The sequence below is a fragment of the Chryseobacterium jejuense genome, from assembly GCF_017877355.1.
GTDB lineage: Bacteria > Bacteroidota > Bacteroidia > Flavobacteriales > Weeksellaceae > Chryseobacterium > Chryseobacterium jejuense_A.
The window spans coordinates 32,087-49,531 of the sequence record NZ_JAGIPR010000005.1; the positions used below are offsets into that span (position 1 = coordinate 32,087).

Genomic DNA, 17,445 nt, shown 5'->3' on the forward strand with positions numbered 1-17,445 from the left:
AATGGTTTAAAAAATTATTTCTCTTCACTATTATCTTTCTTTTTAAAAATACCATTTAAGAAACCTTTTTTCTCTTTTTTTTCTTCCTGGGGTTGAGAAGTATTCTTTTTCTGTTTGATTTCCTCTTTAATGTCTTTTACAGACTGTTTCATTTCTTTCACTGACGAAACTGCGTTTTTAACTTTCTGTTCAGTTTTTTCAACATTTTTTCCAATAAGAGTTTTCTTCAGCCCTTGTTCAATTCCCTTCCAAAAAAGGTTAAAGAAGGATTTCGTAGGGTCACGTTCCACATTTTCCACCGTTACTGATTCCGGATAATTTCCTGAGCTTGACTTCAGGAAAACATTGGCTACAGCTGTTAAAAAGCCTTTCTTTTCATGATTATTTTTGTTCAGGACAGCAATCTTCAGGTCTTTATGCTTTAAATTAAATGTTCCATGCAATCCGGCAGGATTTCCTTTAAAATTAAACAGCATTTCCTGAATGGTTCCAGCCGTAGCCGTCACATGCAGATAAGGTCTGATAAACGGATTAATTCCATTCGCAGGAAGATTGGATGTCTTTCCTGAAATTGTAAAGGCATCATACTGATCTGCAACATCAAAGCCCCAGTTTACGGAAAGTGGTGATAAATTCATGAAGGAACAATGGATATTGATATCAACCTTAGTGGGTTTTCCTTTTGCTTTTGCAGAGTTAAGGTTTTTTACATTCATATTAAAGTTACTGAATGTGAGTTTACCCGGCCCCATACTTTCGGGAGTATCTTCCTCGTATACCAAAACAGAATTCTTCAGATCCAGAGTATTGATATTCATAGGAATTTTAATCGAACGAAGCAACTTGGAATATAAAGGCTTAATCTTTGGATCGTCCTTTGGAATTTTACTCCTGAAAATATTAGCATCCGCAGATTGAATCACTACATGCGAAGCATTAATGAACTTATGATCTGAAAATAGATCCCAGTCTCCCTCAGCTGTTACCTGACCAGCCTTCAAATCATACAGATCTCTTTCCACAGGTATCATTTTGATAAACTGATTTCTCGAAACGAGAGGCTTCATTGCAAAATTATTGATCTGAATTTTATTTTTATTCAGCTTTAAAAGCCCAAGACTGATATTATAAAACTGAGTTTTATAAGCAAAATTACGGGTAGTCAGAAAATAGTCTTTTACGGTAAAGGAAAGCCCTTGGTTATTTGCTTTCGGTCTTATTTCAACATCGTTTACAGTAGCATTCAAATCATGGAAAGCCAATGGCTCTTTTCCTTTATCATAAATAAGGTTCGAATTCTTCAAAGAGACTTTTCTTATGATGGCAGACTGTAAGAATCCGGAATTGGCATTTTTCTTTTGCTTATTCTCTCCTGCCTTTATCATTCCGTTTGCATTTTCAACCAGAACGTCTTTAACATCAAGATTCAGCTTTTTATTAATGAATTCCAACTTATTGATATTAAATGCAATATGGCTGGATTTTAAATCCATTATCATCTTTCCGCTAGGTTGAGAACCTGGAGTGAATGAAAGATCTTTGATTTCTCCGTTAGTAGGTTTTAAAGCAATACTTTTAATTGCAATATTCTGATGGTCAGCATACACGATATCTTTTCCAGAGAATGTAAAATCTTTATATCCAAGCGGAATTACCCGCTCAGCAGTTTCTTTATTGAATACAAGCTGATTGATATTCAGATTCAGATTTCCCACAGACAAAAGCCTGCTTCCATCGGCATTGTTAATTTGAGCTACAGCATTGTTAAGCTTTATATTCTCCAAATTAACCTCAAAGTTAGACGTCTTGCTTTCCTTCTTAGTATTCTTCACACCGGTATTATACACCGTAAAAACCAGATTTTGAAAATCTGCATCAGCAAGAGAAACTTTATTTTTATTTAAAACTACATCTTTAAACTCCATTTTGGGGATGGTAAATTCAAATAGCTGAGTTTTTTGAGGATAAAACCTTTTAAACTGAGCAAAAGACAAGAGCGGAATCAGTTTAAAATTCTCAACTGCCATCTGCCCATCCGCTGTATTAATGGAATTAATAGTAACAGCATATATATCTGCCGGTCTGAAAAAGAAGTTTTGCCCTTTAATACTATATCGGTCAAAAGCAACAGGCAGCTTATCTTCTACAGACTCTTCTGTCATCTGCAGATTTTCTACCACTAAATCAAGTTGTTGGACTGACAAAAACTTCTGTTTGTTATGTTTAAAAACAGTAAGTTTCCCATCATTGATCCTGATATTTTCAAATGAGACAGGATTTCTTTTTTTTCCGGTTTTTTGGTCTGCTGGTTTTGCAAGGATGATATTCAGGTTTGGTTTTGCCAGCAATACATCAGATGAACTTATTGTTTTATTGAAAATAGCATCATAAATCCCAAATCGACTGACCTTTAATGTATCAATAGTTCCCTGAAGGCCAATAACATTAGTGTTTTGTGGATCTTTACTGTTGACTGAAATTCCTGTCGCCAGAATGTTTCCTGTGCTAAGATCCACATCCAGGCTTTTGTAAGAAATTCTATAATCCGTATTGTTTTTTATATATTCCGGAAGCTGAGTTTTAAGCCAAAAATTCAGTCCGAAATTGGCTGCAAGAAGAAGCCCTGCAATAATTCCGATACTGATTAATAGCCTTTTAACCCATTTTTTCATATTTGTGATTTGGTTGATTTTCTTATAATTAAGATTAGTTTTTGATTTTGAGCTCTATCACATACCCTTCATGCCCTCTTACATTGATAAAGTTTCCGCCTTCAAATCCCAGATACTGCCCTTTTATTCCTGTAAGTCTTCCGGTAAATTCCGGTTTCTTATCTAAAGTAAATGAAGTTACTTTCTCCGGTTTTTCAAATGGATAATCAAATGCCCAAAGTTCTTCTCCTTCACTGTAGAACGTCTGGAATTCCTCTGGAAAATATTCTTTGATCTTTTGCCTGAAGTCTGCTAGATCTACTTCTCCTTCAAAGTCATCCTGAAGCATTTTTCTCCAGTTTGTTTTATCTGCTAAATGTTCTTTTAGAGCAACTTCTATCATTCCCGCTTCATAACGGTTTTCAGTTCTTGCAATAGGCAAAGCAAAAGTAGCTCCCTGATCGATCCATCTTGTAGGAATCTGAGTATTTCTGGTCACCCCAACTTTTACATCTCCTGTATATGCCAGATATACGGTGTGAGGCTGAAGCTGAATTTCTTTTTCTACTTCCAGATCACGTTCTGCAACTCCTAAATGTGCCGTTGAAAGCTCCGGACGGATAATGGTCTCACTTGCATAGGGACTTTCAAAAAAGCAGCTTTTACAGAAACCCATTCTATAAATAGGTTTATTTTCACCACAGTTTACACATTGAAACCCTACATGTTTAATGCTTAATTCCTTCCCCAACAACTCATTGATATGAATCAAATCTCCTGAAAGATTCAGATAATATTGGATGGGTTTAGCATCGTAGCTTATCATTTTTAAAATTTGCCCTTGAAACTGCATATTATATTTATATTACTTTTTTACGTAAATTTAATGATTATATTTTTCAAAAAGTAAAATTTATATTTTTGTATTCATAAAAAACCATTGATGATTTATCTTGTAACAGGCGGTAGCGGGTTCATCGGTTCCCATTTAGTTGAACAATTATTAAGAAATGGACATTCTGTCATAAACATTGACAATTTTGATGATTTCTATAGCTATCAGATAAAAATTAAAAATACTTTAGAGTCTATTGATAGAATTTCGGATTTTGAATTCTCTGATAAAGAGACTGACATTCAACGTCTGGTTTCTCTCTCTAATTCTGACAAATACACCCTCTATTATCAGGATATCAGAGATAAAAAAGGACTTGAAGACATTTTCAGAAACCACTCTATTGATATGGTGATTCATCTGGCTGCATTAGCTGGTGTTCGCCCCTCTATTGAAAGACCTCTGGAGTATGAAGAAGTAAATGTTCGCGGCACCATGAATCTTTGGGAGTTGTGTAAAGATTTCAATATCAAAAAATTCATTTGTGCATCTTCATCAAGTGTTTACGGAAACAATGAAAAAGTCCCTTTTGCAGAAACCGACAATGTAGACAATCCTATTTCTCCTTATGCCGCAACAAAAAAAAGCGGAGAAATTTTAGGTCATGTTTATCATAATCTTTATCACATTGATATGATTCAGTTAAGGTTCTTCACCGTATATGGGCCAAGGCAGCGGCCAGACCTTGCTATCCATAAGTTTACAAAACTTATTTCAGAAGGTATAGAAATTCCATTCTATGGTGATGGAACAACTGCCAGAGATTATACTTATATTGATGACATTATTGACGGAATTACTAAATCTGTTCTGTACCTGGAAAACAATTCCAATGTATATGAAATCCTTAATTTAGGAGAAAGCCAGGTTGTAACCTTAACAGAGATGGTAGCCACTATAGAAGACGCACTGAAAGTGACAGCCCACAAAAAAATTCTGCCAATGCAGCCGGGAGATGTCACAAAAACCAATGCCGATATTACAAAAGCAAAGACTTTAATAGGGTATAAACCTGACACAGACTTCCAAAATGGCATAAAAAAATTTGTGGAATGGTTTTTGAGAAAACGACAATAAGCAAATTACTGACATGGCTGTCATGCAGTTGGTGACAGTGATTTACAAGAAAATATTATAAAAAGAATTGAAAATCAAGTATAAAAAAGTTTATTATACAACCTATTTTTATACTTTTGCAAAAAATTAGAAAATTATGTACTGGACATTAGAATTAGCTTCATATCTAAGTGACGCACCTTGGCCAATGACAAAAGCAGAGCTTATTGACTACGCAATCAGAACTGGTGCACCTATGGAAGTAGTTGAAAACCTTCAGGCAATTGAAGATGAAGGGGAAATTTATGAATCTATTGAGGAGGTTTGGAGCGACTATCCAACAGACGAGGACTTCCTTTGGAACGAGGACGAATATTAATAAAGCGATAAGCTTTAGGCTGAGGGCTTAGAGCTTTTTTGCCCTTTTTTATATATTAACTTACACGATAAGCGTGTCATTAAAACGCTTAAAGCATCTTGCATTAAGCATAAAGCAAAAAATTTATGAGTTTTTTAAACAAAGTTCTTAAAGGGTTTTTGGGAGACAAAAAAGCGCAGGACCTAAAAGAAGTAAAAAAAGTTGTAACAAAAATCAAGGCTGTAGAACCTAACATCCAACAATTGTCGGATGATGGACTGAGACAAAAAACTGCTGAGTTTAAAGCAAATATTAAAAATGCTACCAGCAAGATCACAGCTCAGATAGAACAGATTAAAGAGCAAATAAAAAACTCAACAAACGTTGATGAGAAAGAAGCTCTTTTCTCAAATATTGAGTCTCTAAAGAAAGAATCTTACGAAATTGAAGAGAAAGTTCTTATTCAGGTTCTTCCGGAAGCTTTTGCATTGATAAAAGAAACCGCAAGAAGATGGGCACAGAACGGAGAAATTCGTGTAACAGCAAGTGACTGGGATAGAGAACTGGCTGCTGCAGGAAAAGATTTCGTTAGTATTCAGGGAGATCAAGCTGTTTGGAAAAACTCATGGGACGCTGCCGGAACTCCAGTAGTTTGGGATATGGTCCACTATGATGTTCAGTTTATCGGAGGTATTATTCTTCACAGTGGTAAAATTGCCGAAATGGCAACCGGTGAAGGTAAAACTTTGGTAGGAACATTACCTATTTACTTAAATTCACTTCCTGAAAGAGGGGTTCACGTTGTAACCGTGAATGACTATCTTGCGAAAAGAGACTCCGCTTGGATGGGACCTCTTTATCAGTTCCACGGAATGTCTATCGACTGTATCGATAACCACCAGCCGAACTCAGACGGAAGAAGAAAAGCATATAACTCGGATATTACTTACGGAACGAACAACGAATTCGGTTTTGATTATCTGAGAGATAACATGGTGACTTCACCTTCAGAGCTGGTACAAAGAGAATTGAACTTTGCGATCGTGGATGAGGTGGATTCCGTATTGGTAGATGATGCAAGAACACCGTTGATTATTTCTGGTCCGGTTCCGCAGGGAGACAGACAGGAATTTGACGTTCTTAAGCCTTCTATCGACAGAATCGTTGAAGTTCAGAAGAAAACAGTTTCGGTAATCTTCAATGAAGCGAAAAAATTAATCGCAGCAGGAAAAACTAAAGAAGGAGGATTCAAATTGCTTCAGGCATACAGAGGTCTTCCTAAAAACAGACAATTAATCAAATTCTTATCGGAAAGCGGAAACAGAGCATTGCTTCAGAAAACTGAAGCTCAATACATGCAGGATAACAACCGTGATATGCCGATCGTAGATAAAGACCTTTACTTCGTTATTGAAGAAAAGAACAATCAGGTAGACCTTACAGACAAAGGTGTTGAATACATGTCTCAGGGGAACTCTGATCCAAACTTCTTCGTTCTTCCGGATATCGGAACTGAAATTGCTGAAGTAGAAGCTAAAAATTTATCTAAAGAAGAGGAATTTGAAGCTAAAGAAAAACTTTTCGGTGATTTTGCTGAAAAATCTGAAAGAGTTCACACAATGAGCCAGCTATTGAAAGCCTATACATTATTTGAAAAAGATGATGAGTATGTGGTAATTGATGGTGAGGTAAAAATCGTAGACGAGCAGACTGGTCGTATTATGGAAGGTAGACGTTATTCTGACGGTCTTCACCAGGCGATCGAAGCTAAAGAAAATGTGAAAATTGAGGCTGCTACTCAAACTTTTGCGACAATTACGCTTCAGAACTATTTCCGTATGTACAACAAACTTGCGGGGATGACTGGTACTGCTGAAACTGAGGCTGGTGAGCTTTGGGAGATCTACAAATTAGACGTTGTGGTTATTCCAACCAACCGTGTGATTTTAAGAAATGACAAACAAGATTTAGTTTTCAAAACTAACAGAGAAAAATATAACGCTGTAATTGAAGAAATTGAAAAATTAACTGCAGAGAAAAGACCTGTACTTGTAGGGACAACATCTGTTGAAATTTCTCAGTTGCTTTCAAAAGCACTTCAGTTAAGAAAAATTCCTCACCAGGTATTGAACGCGAAGCTTCACAAGAAGGAAGCTGAGATTGTTGCTGGAGCAGGACAGCCGGGAGTTGTAACTATTGCAACAAACATGGCAGGTCGTGGTACGGATATTAAACTTTCTAAAGAAGTAAAAGAAGCAGGAGGTTTAGCTATTATCGGTACTGAAAGACACGATTCAAGACGTGTTGACAGACAGTTAAGAGGTAGAGCTGGTCGTCAGGGAGATCCGGGAAGTTCTCAGTTCTATGTATCTCTTGAAGATAACTTAATGCGTTTATTCGGTTCTGAAAGAATTGCTAAAATGATGGACAGAATGGGTCATAAAGAGGGTGAAGTTATTCAGCACTCTATGATTAGCAAATCTATTGAAAGAGCTCAGAAGAAAGTGGAAGAGAACAACTTCGGAACGAGAAAGAGACTTCTTGAATACGATGACGTAATGAACAAACAACGTGACGTAATCTATAAGAGAAGAAAGAATGCTTTATTCGGAGATCACTTGAAATACGATATCACGAACATGATTTTTGATGTAGCGAATTCTATCGTTGCGAAAGGAAAAGCTACAGGAAGTTATAAGGATTTCGAATATGAAATCATTAAAACATTTACAATGGAATCTCCGGTTTCACAAAATGATTTTAATAATAAAAACATTCAGGATCTAACGAATATCTTATTCAAAGCTGCTCAGGAAGATTATCAGATGAAACTGAACCTATTGAAGGAGAAATCATTCCCAATCATTGAGAATGTGTATCAAAACCAAGGTTCAATGTTTAAAATGATCCAGGTTCCTTTCACAGACGGACACAAAACAATGACTATTGTAGCTGATCTTAAAGAGGCTTATGATACTCAGTGTGAAAGCTTAATCAATGATTTTGAAAAGAACATCACTTTATCAATCATTGATGAAAACTGGAAGCTTCACCTTCGTGAGATGGACGACTTAAGAAGATCTTCTCAGGGAGCTGTTTATGAGCAGAAAGACCCACTTGTAATTTACAAACAGGAATCTTTCCACTTATTCAGTGAAATGATGGAGAAATTAAACAAAGAAATTATTTCTTTCTTATACAAAGGAGAAATTCCAGCATAAGAAATAATTAACGATATTATTAAAAACCGCTCTGGCATTGGCTGGAGCGGTTTTTTGTTGTGGATTGTATAATAATTTTATGATAAATATCAAGATTATTGTTTATTTAGAATAGTTAAAAACAATATATTTGCATAAAATTTGACTTTCATGAAAAATGTACTGATCTGTGCCTCTATTCTAGGTTCTATAGTAACCTTTGCACAGGAAAAGGATTCTATTAAATCTAATAATATTGAAGAAGTAGTTGTTAACGGAAGATATTATAAGAGGTATGTAGAAAAACAGGGCTCTTCTTCTCTTCGTCTGGATGAGGCCCTTATCAAAATTCCTCAGAACATTTCAATCATTACCAATAAAGCATTAGAAGACCAGCAGGTTACCACTTTAAGTGACGGAGTATTAAGAAACGTTGCAGGAGCTCAGAGATTAGAGCATTGGGGTGATATGTATACCAGAGTTAATATGAGAGGAGCCAGAGCAGCTGCATTCATGAATGGAGTCAATGTAACTTCTAGCTGGGGACCTTTAAGTGAGGATATGAGCTATGTAGACCATATTGAATTCATCAAGGGACCATCAGGATTCTTAATGTCAAATGGCGAACCAAGTGGTATTTATAATATCGTTACAAAAAAACCTACAGGAAACGCTCTAAATGGAACCGCAAGAGTAACATTGGGAAGTTTCAATATGTACAGAGGTGAGGCAGATATTGATACTAAGATCACTGACAAGGTAGCATTTAGATTGAACTTAATGGCTCAGAACAAAAACAGTTTCAGAGACTATGAATTCAATGACCGCTATATCATCAATCCGTCAATTAAAGTTAATCTTAGTGATAAAACTACTTTAACGGCAGAATATATCTATCAAAAAGCAAAGATGTCTGAAGTAGGTTCTGCTTACGTTTATAGTTTTGAAGGATATGGAACAAAGCCCCGTGAGTATACAATTACTGATCCTAATCTTGATCCTACCAGAGTAACAAACAATACAGTTAATTTAAATTTACAACATAAGTTTAATGATAGCTGGAAACTGACTTCTCAATTAAGTTATGTAAATGAATATACAATGGGAAGTGATATCTGGCCAAGTATGTTTGAAGGCAATTATATGCTGCGTGGACTTAATTATTGGGAAGCCAGCAATGAGATGAAGTTTGGACAGATATTCCTAAATGGTTATGTAAAAACCGGAAGTATTTCTCACAAAATATTGGCTGGGCTAGACCTTGGAAGCAAAAAATATATGGCAGACTGGTCGCAGTCTTATGGTCTTGATAAATTCAATGAAACTAACGACATTAAGCTCGCACCAGACTTTAATTATTGGTATAATCTTGCTACAAATAATTATGATAGTAATGGCAGATATCCTTATTCAGGACCGAATAATACTGCGGGTTACAAACCATTTGACAAAAGCAGACCTTTATCTGAAAGAGCAGGCGCAGGTGGAACTATTGAGCAAAATTATACTGGTTTATATTTACAGGATGAACTAGGCTTTTTAGATGATGCACTAAGATTAACTCTGGCGGCACGCTATACCACTGTAAAAGAAAATAGCTATGGTTCAAAATCTGAAGCGAACAAAGTTACTCCACGTATTGGTGTAAGCTATTCTATCAATGAGAATATGTCTGCTTATGCATTATATGACCAAGCATTTGTTCCTCAGTCTGTTATCCTGAGAAGCGGAGAGTATGTAAAACCTATTACAGGAAACAACATAGAAATTGGAGTTAAAAAAGATTGGTTTGGCGGAAAATGGAACACCACCCTATCCGCTTATAATATTACAAAAAATAACAGCACTGTTTCAGACCCTACAAACTCACCAAGTGATCCTTACTCCATTTTATTGGGAAAAACTAGGGTACAAGGAATAGAATTTGATCTTAAGGGAGAAATTACAAAAGGTTTCAATGCAATTTTTAACTATGCCTTTACAGAAAATAAAATAACAGAATCCAATGATCCAGCCAATAATCCAGTAGGAAAGAGAATCCCAGGTTATGCTAAACATACAGCAAACGGCTGGCTTAATTATACCTTTACAAACGGCATACTTGAAGGAGTTGGATTAAGCTTTGGTGGAACCTATATGGGTGACAGAAGCAGCTGGAACTGGGGAAGTGCTACTTCTTCTCTTAATATGAATGATTATGTAAAGTTTGACGCAGGTTTATCTTGGGAAAATACTAAATTCAGAGTAAACTTTAATGTGTTTAATTTATTTGACAGATATCTATATAGCGGAAGTAGTATCGGATTCCTTCAATCTGATGGAAAGACGTATAAAACCGGATATTATACTCAAGCAGACGCCCCTAGAAACTTCAGAATCTCAATCGGATATAAATTCTAAAAAATAAAGGTTAACCCTCTCGGGGGTTAACTTTTTGCTATGAAAAGAAAGCATCATCAAAAAAAGAAAATTTCTCCAGCAAAGAAATGGTCTGCCAAACTGCATTTGTGGTTTGGTTTGTCTGTTGGTATCATTGTATTCATAGTCTCTCTTACGGGGACTTTGTACGTTTTTAAGGATGAAGTACAGAACATCCTTCGCAAGGACGCTATTTACGTACAACAGGAAACCTCTGCACAAAAACCTCTCTCGATTAGTATTCTTCGGAAAAAAGTAAGCCTTGAACTCAATGAAAAATACCCAATAAATTCTGTTGAAGTATCTTTAGACAAAGAGAAATCCTATCGTTTTCTGTATTATGAAAAGAATAAAAAGGGCTGGAATTACTTTCAGGAAGTCCTTATCAACAAACAGGTCTATGTGAATCAATACACAGGAGAAATTCTGGCTGTATACAACGAAAAATATGATTTCTTCAATATTTTAAAGTATATCCATTGGGGATTGCTTTTAAAATCAGACTGGGGAAAATATGTTGTAGGTATTCCAACAGTTCTTTTCATTTTCATGTTGATAACAGGAATTATCCTATGGTGGCCTAAAAACAAAAATGCAAGAAAAGGCCGGTTCCGGTTCAGCTGGGAGAATGTAAAAACCTGGAAACGTAAAAACTATGATCTTCATAATGTACTGGGCTTTTATGCCTCATTCATTGCACTGTTAATGAGCATCACTGGGATTTATTTTGCCTATCCATACGTTAAAAATGCTTTCAATTATACTTTATCCGGTTCCATTGATCTTCCTAAAGAAAAACAGATCAAATCTCCGGATTCATTGATGGCTAAGAGACCTGATATTTTTGACATGACTGCCCTACAAACTGAAAAACTGTATGCCGGAGCCTCCAGCTACAGAATTTCACTCAATGGAAAAAACAAGAAAGGAAAAGAGCTTAAAAACCTTCCCATCACGATCTATGGACAGGAAGGAAGATTCAGTGAAAGAAGCATCCTGACTTTTGATAAATATTCCGGAAAACTACTAACCAACAAATCTCATCAACAACTGAGCAACGCCGAAAAATATGCCAATGCCAACTATGATATCCATACAGGATCCTACTTTGGATTATTTGGAAAAATCATCTGGTTTATTGCCGGTCTTATATGTACATCACTTCCTGTTACCGGATTTCTGATCTGGTGGGGAAAAAGAAAGAAACAAGGAAAGAAAATATAATGAAAAAAGCGCTTTTATCAGCTGCATGTCTGGGAACAGTAATAACTTTTGCCCAGAAGAATGATTCTTTAAACACTCAAAAAGTTGAGGAGGTTGTTATGACCGCCTCCAGGAAAAAAGAAAATATTAAGGAGGTACCAAGTTCTATAACTATTGTTGGGGAAAAGCAGATTCAGTCTCAATTGACAGTCAATTCAGATATTACAAGCATATTACAATACACCGTTCCGAGTTTAGGAACCAATTCCGGACAAACTTCCAATACAGGGCAAACTTTGAGAGGACGTCAGGTGTTAGTTTTAATAGACGGAATTCCACAGTCTACACCTCTTCGAAACGGAGCAAGAGACCTGAGAGTTATTGATCCTTCTGCTATTGAAAGAGTTGAAGTTATTAAAGGAGCTTCATCCATCTATGGAAATGGTGCAGACGGTGGTATCATCAATTATATTACGAAAAGAAATAAAACCAATAAAAATATTTCCGGGATTTCACAGATTGGTTTCACAGGACAGCGCTCAGGAGGAACATTAGGAATAAGAGCCAGCCAGCTTTTATCCGGAAAGATCAATAAGTTTGATTATACTCTTTCCTTAGCCTATGAAAGAACAGGGTATATGAAAGACGCCAATAAAGTCTATTTAAGCCCTACTTATAGTACCGCAAAAATGGATAACTACAACGGAATGTTGAAGTTAGGCTATGATATTAATGAAAATCAAAGAATTGAAGCCTCATATATTGGGTATTCTTCAAAATCCGACCTGAATCTGGGGCTAAATACAGGAATATATGGTGTAAAACCAACGATTGGTGAAGGTGAAGGAAAAAGTCTGGAAACAACACCTCAGGGAACTCCGAGAAATCATAATATCAGGGTAAGCTATGACAATAAAAATCTGTTCGCCGGAACTGCTTTAAATGTAAACCTTTATTATCAGGATTTTAAGACCGTTTATGGTTATAGTGACACCTTTTTCAATGGTGGCCAGTCTAATGTTCTTTCTAAAAAAGCAGGGGCAAGATTCAATTTTGACACCCAGCTTTGGAATACTCAAAACTCTCAGGCAGAAATCATCTATGGTGCTGATATTCTGAATGATGAAACAGTACAGAAGCTGGAAGACAGTCGTTTCTGGACTCCCAATATGAATATGACCAATATTGCTCCTTTCTTATTGGCAAAAATTGATCTGTTCAAAAAGTTAACCATTAAAGGAGGGCTTCGATATGAAAACATCAAAGTAAATGTAGATGATTTCAATACACTTTCCGTTATCAAAAACAACGGAACATTTACCCCAAGCATTCCGGTAGCAGGAGGAAAATTAAGTTATAATGCACTCGTAGGAAATATTGGACTACGTTACAATATTGAGCCTTATATCAACCTTTTTGGAAGCTTTTCACAAGCCTTCTCTATCAATGAACTGGGAAGAATCCTGAGAACCTCAACTTCTGAAACCATCAAAAACCTTGAAACAAAGCCTATTATCGTAAACAATTATGAATTAGGAGCTACAGGACAGGTTTCCAACTGGATGAATTATGAATTAACCTCTTATGTAAGTACTTCAAAACTAGGTGCTACCTTTGTTCAGAGTGCAGACAGAGCTTTAACCATCAAAAGAGCACCAGAAATTATCTATGGTGTAGAAGGATTTTTACACTTCACACCTGTTAAATGGCTTCAGTTTGGAGGAAGCTATAGCTGGATGGAAGGAATCTCTTCTCCAGATGATAACGGAAATTATTCAGCTAAAATTAATAACAGCAGAATCTCTGCCCCTAAAGTTCTTGCTTACGTACAGATAAAACCTGTTCCTGAATTTTTCCTTGGTGTGGATATGCTTCACTCTTTTCAGCAGGACAGATTTGAACCGGGTGCTAATAAACAATATACTTATGGAGAAGGATTTGTTCCTGATTACACCGTATTTAATTTAAAACTAGGCAGTGAGATCAATAAAAACTGGAAGCTTTCAATAGGAATTGAGAACTTATTCAACAAACTGTATCAGCCATCTATTGCATGGTGGTCCGCAAGAGATAGTGAGTTTGTAAATGCTCCGGGAACAAGAGGAACTCTTATTCTCGAATACAAATTTTAATAAAAACTAATCTACCATTACAATATGAAGAAAAATCATTATCAAAAAAAGAAACCAGGATTCTTTAAAAAGTGGTCCTCAAAGCTTCACTTATGGTTTGGACTGGGAATTGGATTTTTGATCTTTATCATCTCCATCACCGGGGCATTGTATGTCTTTAAAGATGAAGTAGAGAATTACACCCGAAAAGATGTAATCTACCATCATGAACAGAATATTGAGCAAAAGCAGATCCTTCCCATTCGTGTGATGGAAAAGGCTGTTGCCGAGCAGGTAAAGGAAAAATACCCGATTCATTGGGTTAACATTCCTATGGACAAGAAAATGTCTTATATGTTCTTCTGGTATGAGCACAATACAGATGCCTGGAACTATTTTGATGAATTTCCTATCTATAAACAAGCTTATGTAAACCCTTACACAGGAAAGGTGCTGAGAGTATATGATGAAAAGAACGGATTCTTCAATATTGTTAAAATGATCCACTGGAGCTACCTTCTGAAGCAGGACTGGGGAACGTATGTAGTAGGAATACCGGTGATTATCTTTATCATCATGTTGATTACCGGAATTGTTTTATGGTGGCCTAAAAACAAAGCAGCAAGAAAGCAGCGCTTTTCATTTAAATGGAGGAATATCAAGAGCTGGAAAAGAAAAAACTATGACCTTCACAATATATTAGGGTTCTATGCTTCAATTTTCGCTCTGATCTTCTCGATAACAGGTTTATTTTATGCATTCTTTATAGTTCAGGCTATGATTTATGTACTATTTTCCGGAGGAGAAACCGCATATCCAGACTTCTCTCACATCAAAACAAAAGCTCCAATTGAGATGAGAACTGAAACCACTCTGGATAAAATCATCAATACCGTTAAAGAAAAATATCCTGAGTCTTATGGTTTTGCCATAGATCTTGGCCATAAACATATGGATGACCACGAGCATCCTAATTTTGAGGTATATGTAAAACACCTTACTTACTCATATCACAAAAGCAGCAGCCTTATTTTTGATGAAAACTCAGGAGAATTGCTTCATACTCATGATCCAAAGGATAAAAACTTTGGAGAAAAGGTGGTAAATGCTAATTATGATATTCACGTAGGAGCTATTTTAGGCCTTCCTACAAAGGTTATCGCTTTTATTGTAAGTCTTATCTGTGCTTCTCTTCCGGTAACAGGATTTATGATCTGGTGGGGACGAAGAAAGAAAAAACCGTTAAAAACAGCTTAATCTTTTAAATAATACGAGGTTAATAAGCTATTAATACAATCTTTTTTATAATTTTAGCACCTAGAATTTAATAATAGAAATGTCATTAATAGATTTATCAAAACAGGTTGCCCTTGGAGTTGACATCGGCGGAACCAATACCAAATTCGGAATTGTAAACCACCGCGGAGAAGTTCTGGATAAAGGAAACCTTAAAACCGATGCCTATGATAAAGTAGAAGATTTTATCGACGCTTTATATGAACATGTATACCCTTTAATGGAAAAACATGGTACAGAAAAGCACTTCGACGGAATTGGTGTAGGAGCTCCCAACGCAAACTATTATAAAGGAACGATTGAATTAGCACCCAACCTACCATGGAAAGGTGTAATTCCTTTTGCCGAGCTGATGACCGCAAAATTCAATCTGCCATGTACAATAACCAATGATGCTAATGCAGCAGCCTTGGGAGAAATGCTTTTCGGGGCAGCACGTGGAATGAAGGATTTTATTATGATTACCCTGGGAACAGGAGTAGGAAGCGGAATTATTGCCAATGGAAACCTGATCTACGGACATGATGGTTTTGCCGGAGAATTAGGGCACACTATTGTAAAACCAGGCGGAAGAAAGCACTGGAGCACTGGATCTGAAGGAAGCCTTGAGGCTTATGCTTCTGCAACAGGAATCACCATTACAGCTAAGAAAATGAGAGCCGAATTTCCTGAATCTATGCTGAACCAATATCCTGAAGACGAGATCAATTCTAAAACCGTATATGAATGTGCGATGAAAGAAGATCCTATTGCGATTGAAGTTTTCAGATACACAGGACAAAAGCTGGGTGAAGCATTAGCCAATTTCGTAATGTTTTCTTCGCCGCAAGCTATTCTGTTATTTGGTGGAGTGATCAAAGCCGGGGATTTTATCTTAAAGCCTACTAAACTTCATATGGAAAGGAATTTACTTCCAATCTTCAGAAACAAGGTACAACTAGTATTCAGTGAGCTAGACGAGGCCGATGCTGCTATTCTTGGCGCAAGTGCTTTGGTTTGGGAAAAATAACTGATACACAAACAATAATATAGTAAAGCGATCTCAAATTGAGATCGCTTTTTCTTTAGCAACGAATGCACGAATGAATGTATTCGTGCATCCGTTGCTAGCCTATATCATCAGTATTATCTATGAAAACAATTCATTTAATCCGTGTCAGAATCCATCAACTTTTTCTTACTTTTGATTGGCTTTTTCTAAAGCCTTCGTAGCCAAGGAAAGTGTCATAAAACAATATAATTACCAAAAAATGGATAACAATAATTTAGAAACCATCGTATTCGGTGGCGGATGTTTCTGGTGTGTAGAAAGCTGTTTCAATCTGTTAAAGGGCGTTGAGTCTGCCATCTCGGGATATTCAGGTGGACACAAAGACAACCCTACTTATCAGGAAGTTTGTACCGGAGAAACAGATCATGCGGAAGTAGTAGAGATCACTTACAATCCTTCCATAATTTCCTATGAGCAATTAATGGATGTTTTCTTCTTCCTACACGATCCTACTCAGCTTAACAGACAGGGAAATGATATAGGAACTCAATACCGTTCCGTAATTTTCTATAAAGATGATGCTGAAAAGGCAAAAGCTGAGGAAGCGATCAAAGCCTCTCAGGAATCAGGAAGATGGGCAGGAACTTATGTAACTGAACTGGCTCCATTTGAAAAATTCTGGTCCGCAGAACAATACCACCAGGGTTATTATAATGAAAACCCTACTCAACCTTACTGTAGTGCTGTGGTAGGTCCTAAAATCCAGAAGTTTAAAAAGTATTTTGGAGAACTGGGAATGCTGAATGCAGAATAAAATATGTAAAAACAATTATAACTATAAAACATGTTTCAATTTATTTTAATGCTTTTGGGCTTGGTATTTCCAAACAATAATACCAATACAATAACAAGTGATAACAATCAATTAATAACTTACTCTATAGTATCACCTACTTATGAGGACGGAGGACCTGTAACAGGAGAAACGGGACAAACACCCCCTCCAAGAAAGTAGTATTAACAGTATAATTTCAAAATAAAATTTTAACCATACAAAATGATTCAATTTATTTTAATGCTATTAGGCATAATGCCTTCAAATGATAAAGCCAATACAGTAGCACCAAATAATTCAGCTCTAATAGCAACACAAAGTTTAGTAAATAATATAAGTGAATCAACTGAAGATACAAGTGGAGACAATGGACAGTTACCTCCCAAAAAATAAAAGGCTCTCATAAAAAAGCGGAATATTTTATATTTCGC

The 17,445-nt window shown here is 36.3% G+C and carries 13 protein-coding genes; 11 read left to right on the forward strand and 2 right to left on the reverse strand.

The genetic code is table 11. The annotated features are described in order from the left end of the window. Nucleotides 1-14 precede the first annotated feature (14 nt). A complete protein-coding gene (locus J2772_RS11380; protein ID WP_209916696.1) occupies nt 15-2,672 on the reverse strand; it encodes a hypothetical protein in 2,658 nt (885 codons plus the stop codon). Nucleotides 2,673-2,706: 34 nt separating this feature from the next. Further along, nucleotides 2,707-3,504 (reverse strand): DUF2797 domain-containing protein, encoded by a 798-nt coding sequence (locus J2772_RS11385; protein WP_209916698.1) that lies wholly within the window; start codon nt 3,502-3,504, stop codon nt 2,707-2,709. 90 nt (nt 3,505-3,594) lie between these two features. Between J2772_RS11385 and J2772_RS11390 the strand changes: the two genes are divergently transcribed. The 11 genes from J2772_RS11390 (at nt 3,595) to J2772_RS11440 (ending at nt 17,407) form a co-directional block, all read left to right on the forward strand. Then, entirely contained in the window at nt 3,595-4,623 is a 1,029-nt protein-coding gene (locus tag J2772_RS11390) for a GDP-mannose 4,6-dehydratase (RefSeq protein WP_209916700.1), read from the forward strand. Between the two features lie 136 nt (nt 4,624-4,759). Then, the gene (locus J2772_RS11395) at nt 4,760-4,981 is read left to right on the forward strand and encodes a DUF2795 domain-containing protein (protein WP_002662059.1); all 222 of its coding nucleotides are present in this window, start codon (nt 4,760-4,762) and stop codon (nt 4,979-4,981) included. A 125-nt stretch (nt 4,982-5,106) separates the two neighbouring features. Continuing rightward, nucleotides 5,107-8,181, forward strand: a complete 3,075-nt coding sequence (gene secA / locus J2772_RS11400) for a preprotein translocase subunit SecA (protein WP_209916702.1) — start codon at nt 5,107-5,109, stop codon at nt 8,179-8,181. 150 nt (nt 8,182-8,331) lie between these two features. Beyond that, entirely contained in the window at nt 8,332-10,560 is a 2,229-nt protein-coding gene (locus J2772_RS11405) for a TonB-dependent siderophore receptor (RefSeq protein ID WP_209916704.1), read from the forward strand. Nucleotides 10,561-10,599: 39 nt separating this feature from the next. Further along, nucleotides 10,600-11,802 (forward strand): PepSY-associated TM helix domain-containing protein, encoded by a 1,203-nt coding sequence (locus J2772_RS11410; RefSeq protein WP_209916706.1) that lies wholly within the window; start codon nt 10,600-10,602, stop codon nt 11,800-11,802. After that, nucleotides 11,802-13,913, forward strand: coding sequence for a TonB-dependent receptor (locus tag J2772_RS11415; RefSeq protein WP_209916708.1), 2,112 nt, complete (start codon nt 11,802-11,804; stop codon nt 13,911-13,913). Before J2772_RS11410 ends, J2772_RS11415 begins: the two co-directional genes overlap by 1 nt. 24 nt (nt 13,914-13,937) lie before the next feature. Next, nucleotides 13,938-15,149, forward strand: coding sequence for a PepSY-associated TM helix domain-containing protein (locus J2772_RS11420; protein WP_209916710.1), 1,212 nt, complete (start codon nt 13,938-13,940; stop codon nt 15,147-15,149). A gap of 79 nt (nt 15,150-15,228) precedes the next feature. Next, a complete protein-coding gene (locus J2772_RS11425) occupies nt 15,229-16,197 on the forward strand; it encodes an ROK family protein (RefSeq protein WP_209916712.1) in 969 nt (322 codons plus the stop codon). 241 nt (nt 16,198-16,438) lie between these two features. Further along, on the forward strand, nt 16,439-16,993 hold the full coding sequence (gene msrA, locus J2772_RS11430; protein ID WP_209916714.1) for a peptide-methionine (S)-S-oxide reductase MsrA: 555 nt from the start codon (nt 16,439-16,441) through the stop codon (nt 16,991-16,993). 30 nt (nt 16,994-17,023) lie between these two features. Continuing rightward, entirely contained in the window at nt 17,024-17,194 is a 171-nt protein-coding gene (locus J2772_RS11435; RefSeq protein WP_209916716.1) for a hypothetical protein, read from the forward strand. 42 nt (nt 17,195-17,236) lie between these two features. After that, on the forward strand, nt 17,237-17,407 hold the full coding sequence (locus J2772_RS11440; RefSeq protein ID WP_209916718.1) for a hypothetical protein: 171 nt from the start codon (nt 17,237-17,239) through the stop codon (nt 17,405-17,407). Nucleotides 17,408-17,445: the final 38 nt, after the last annotated feature.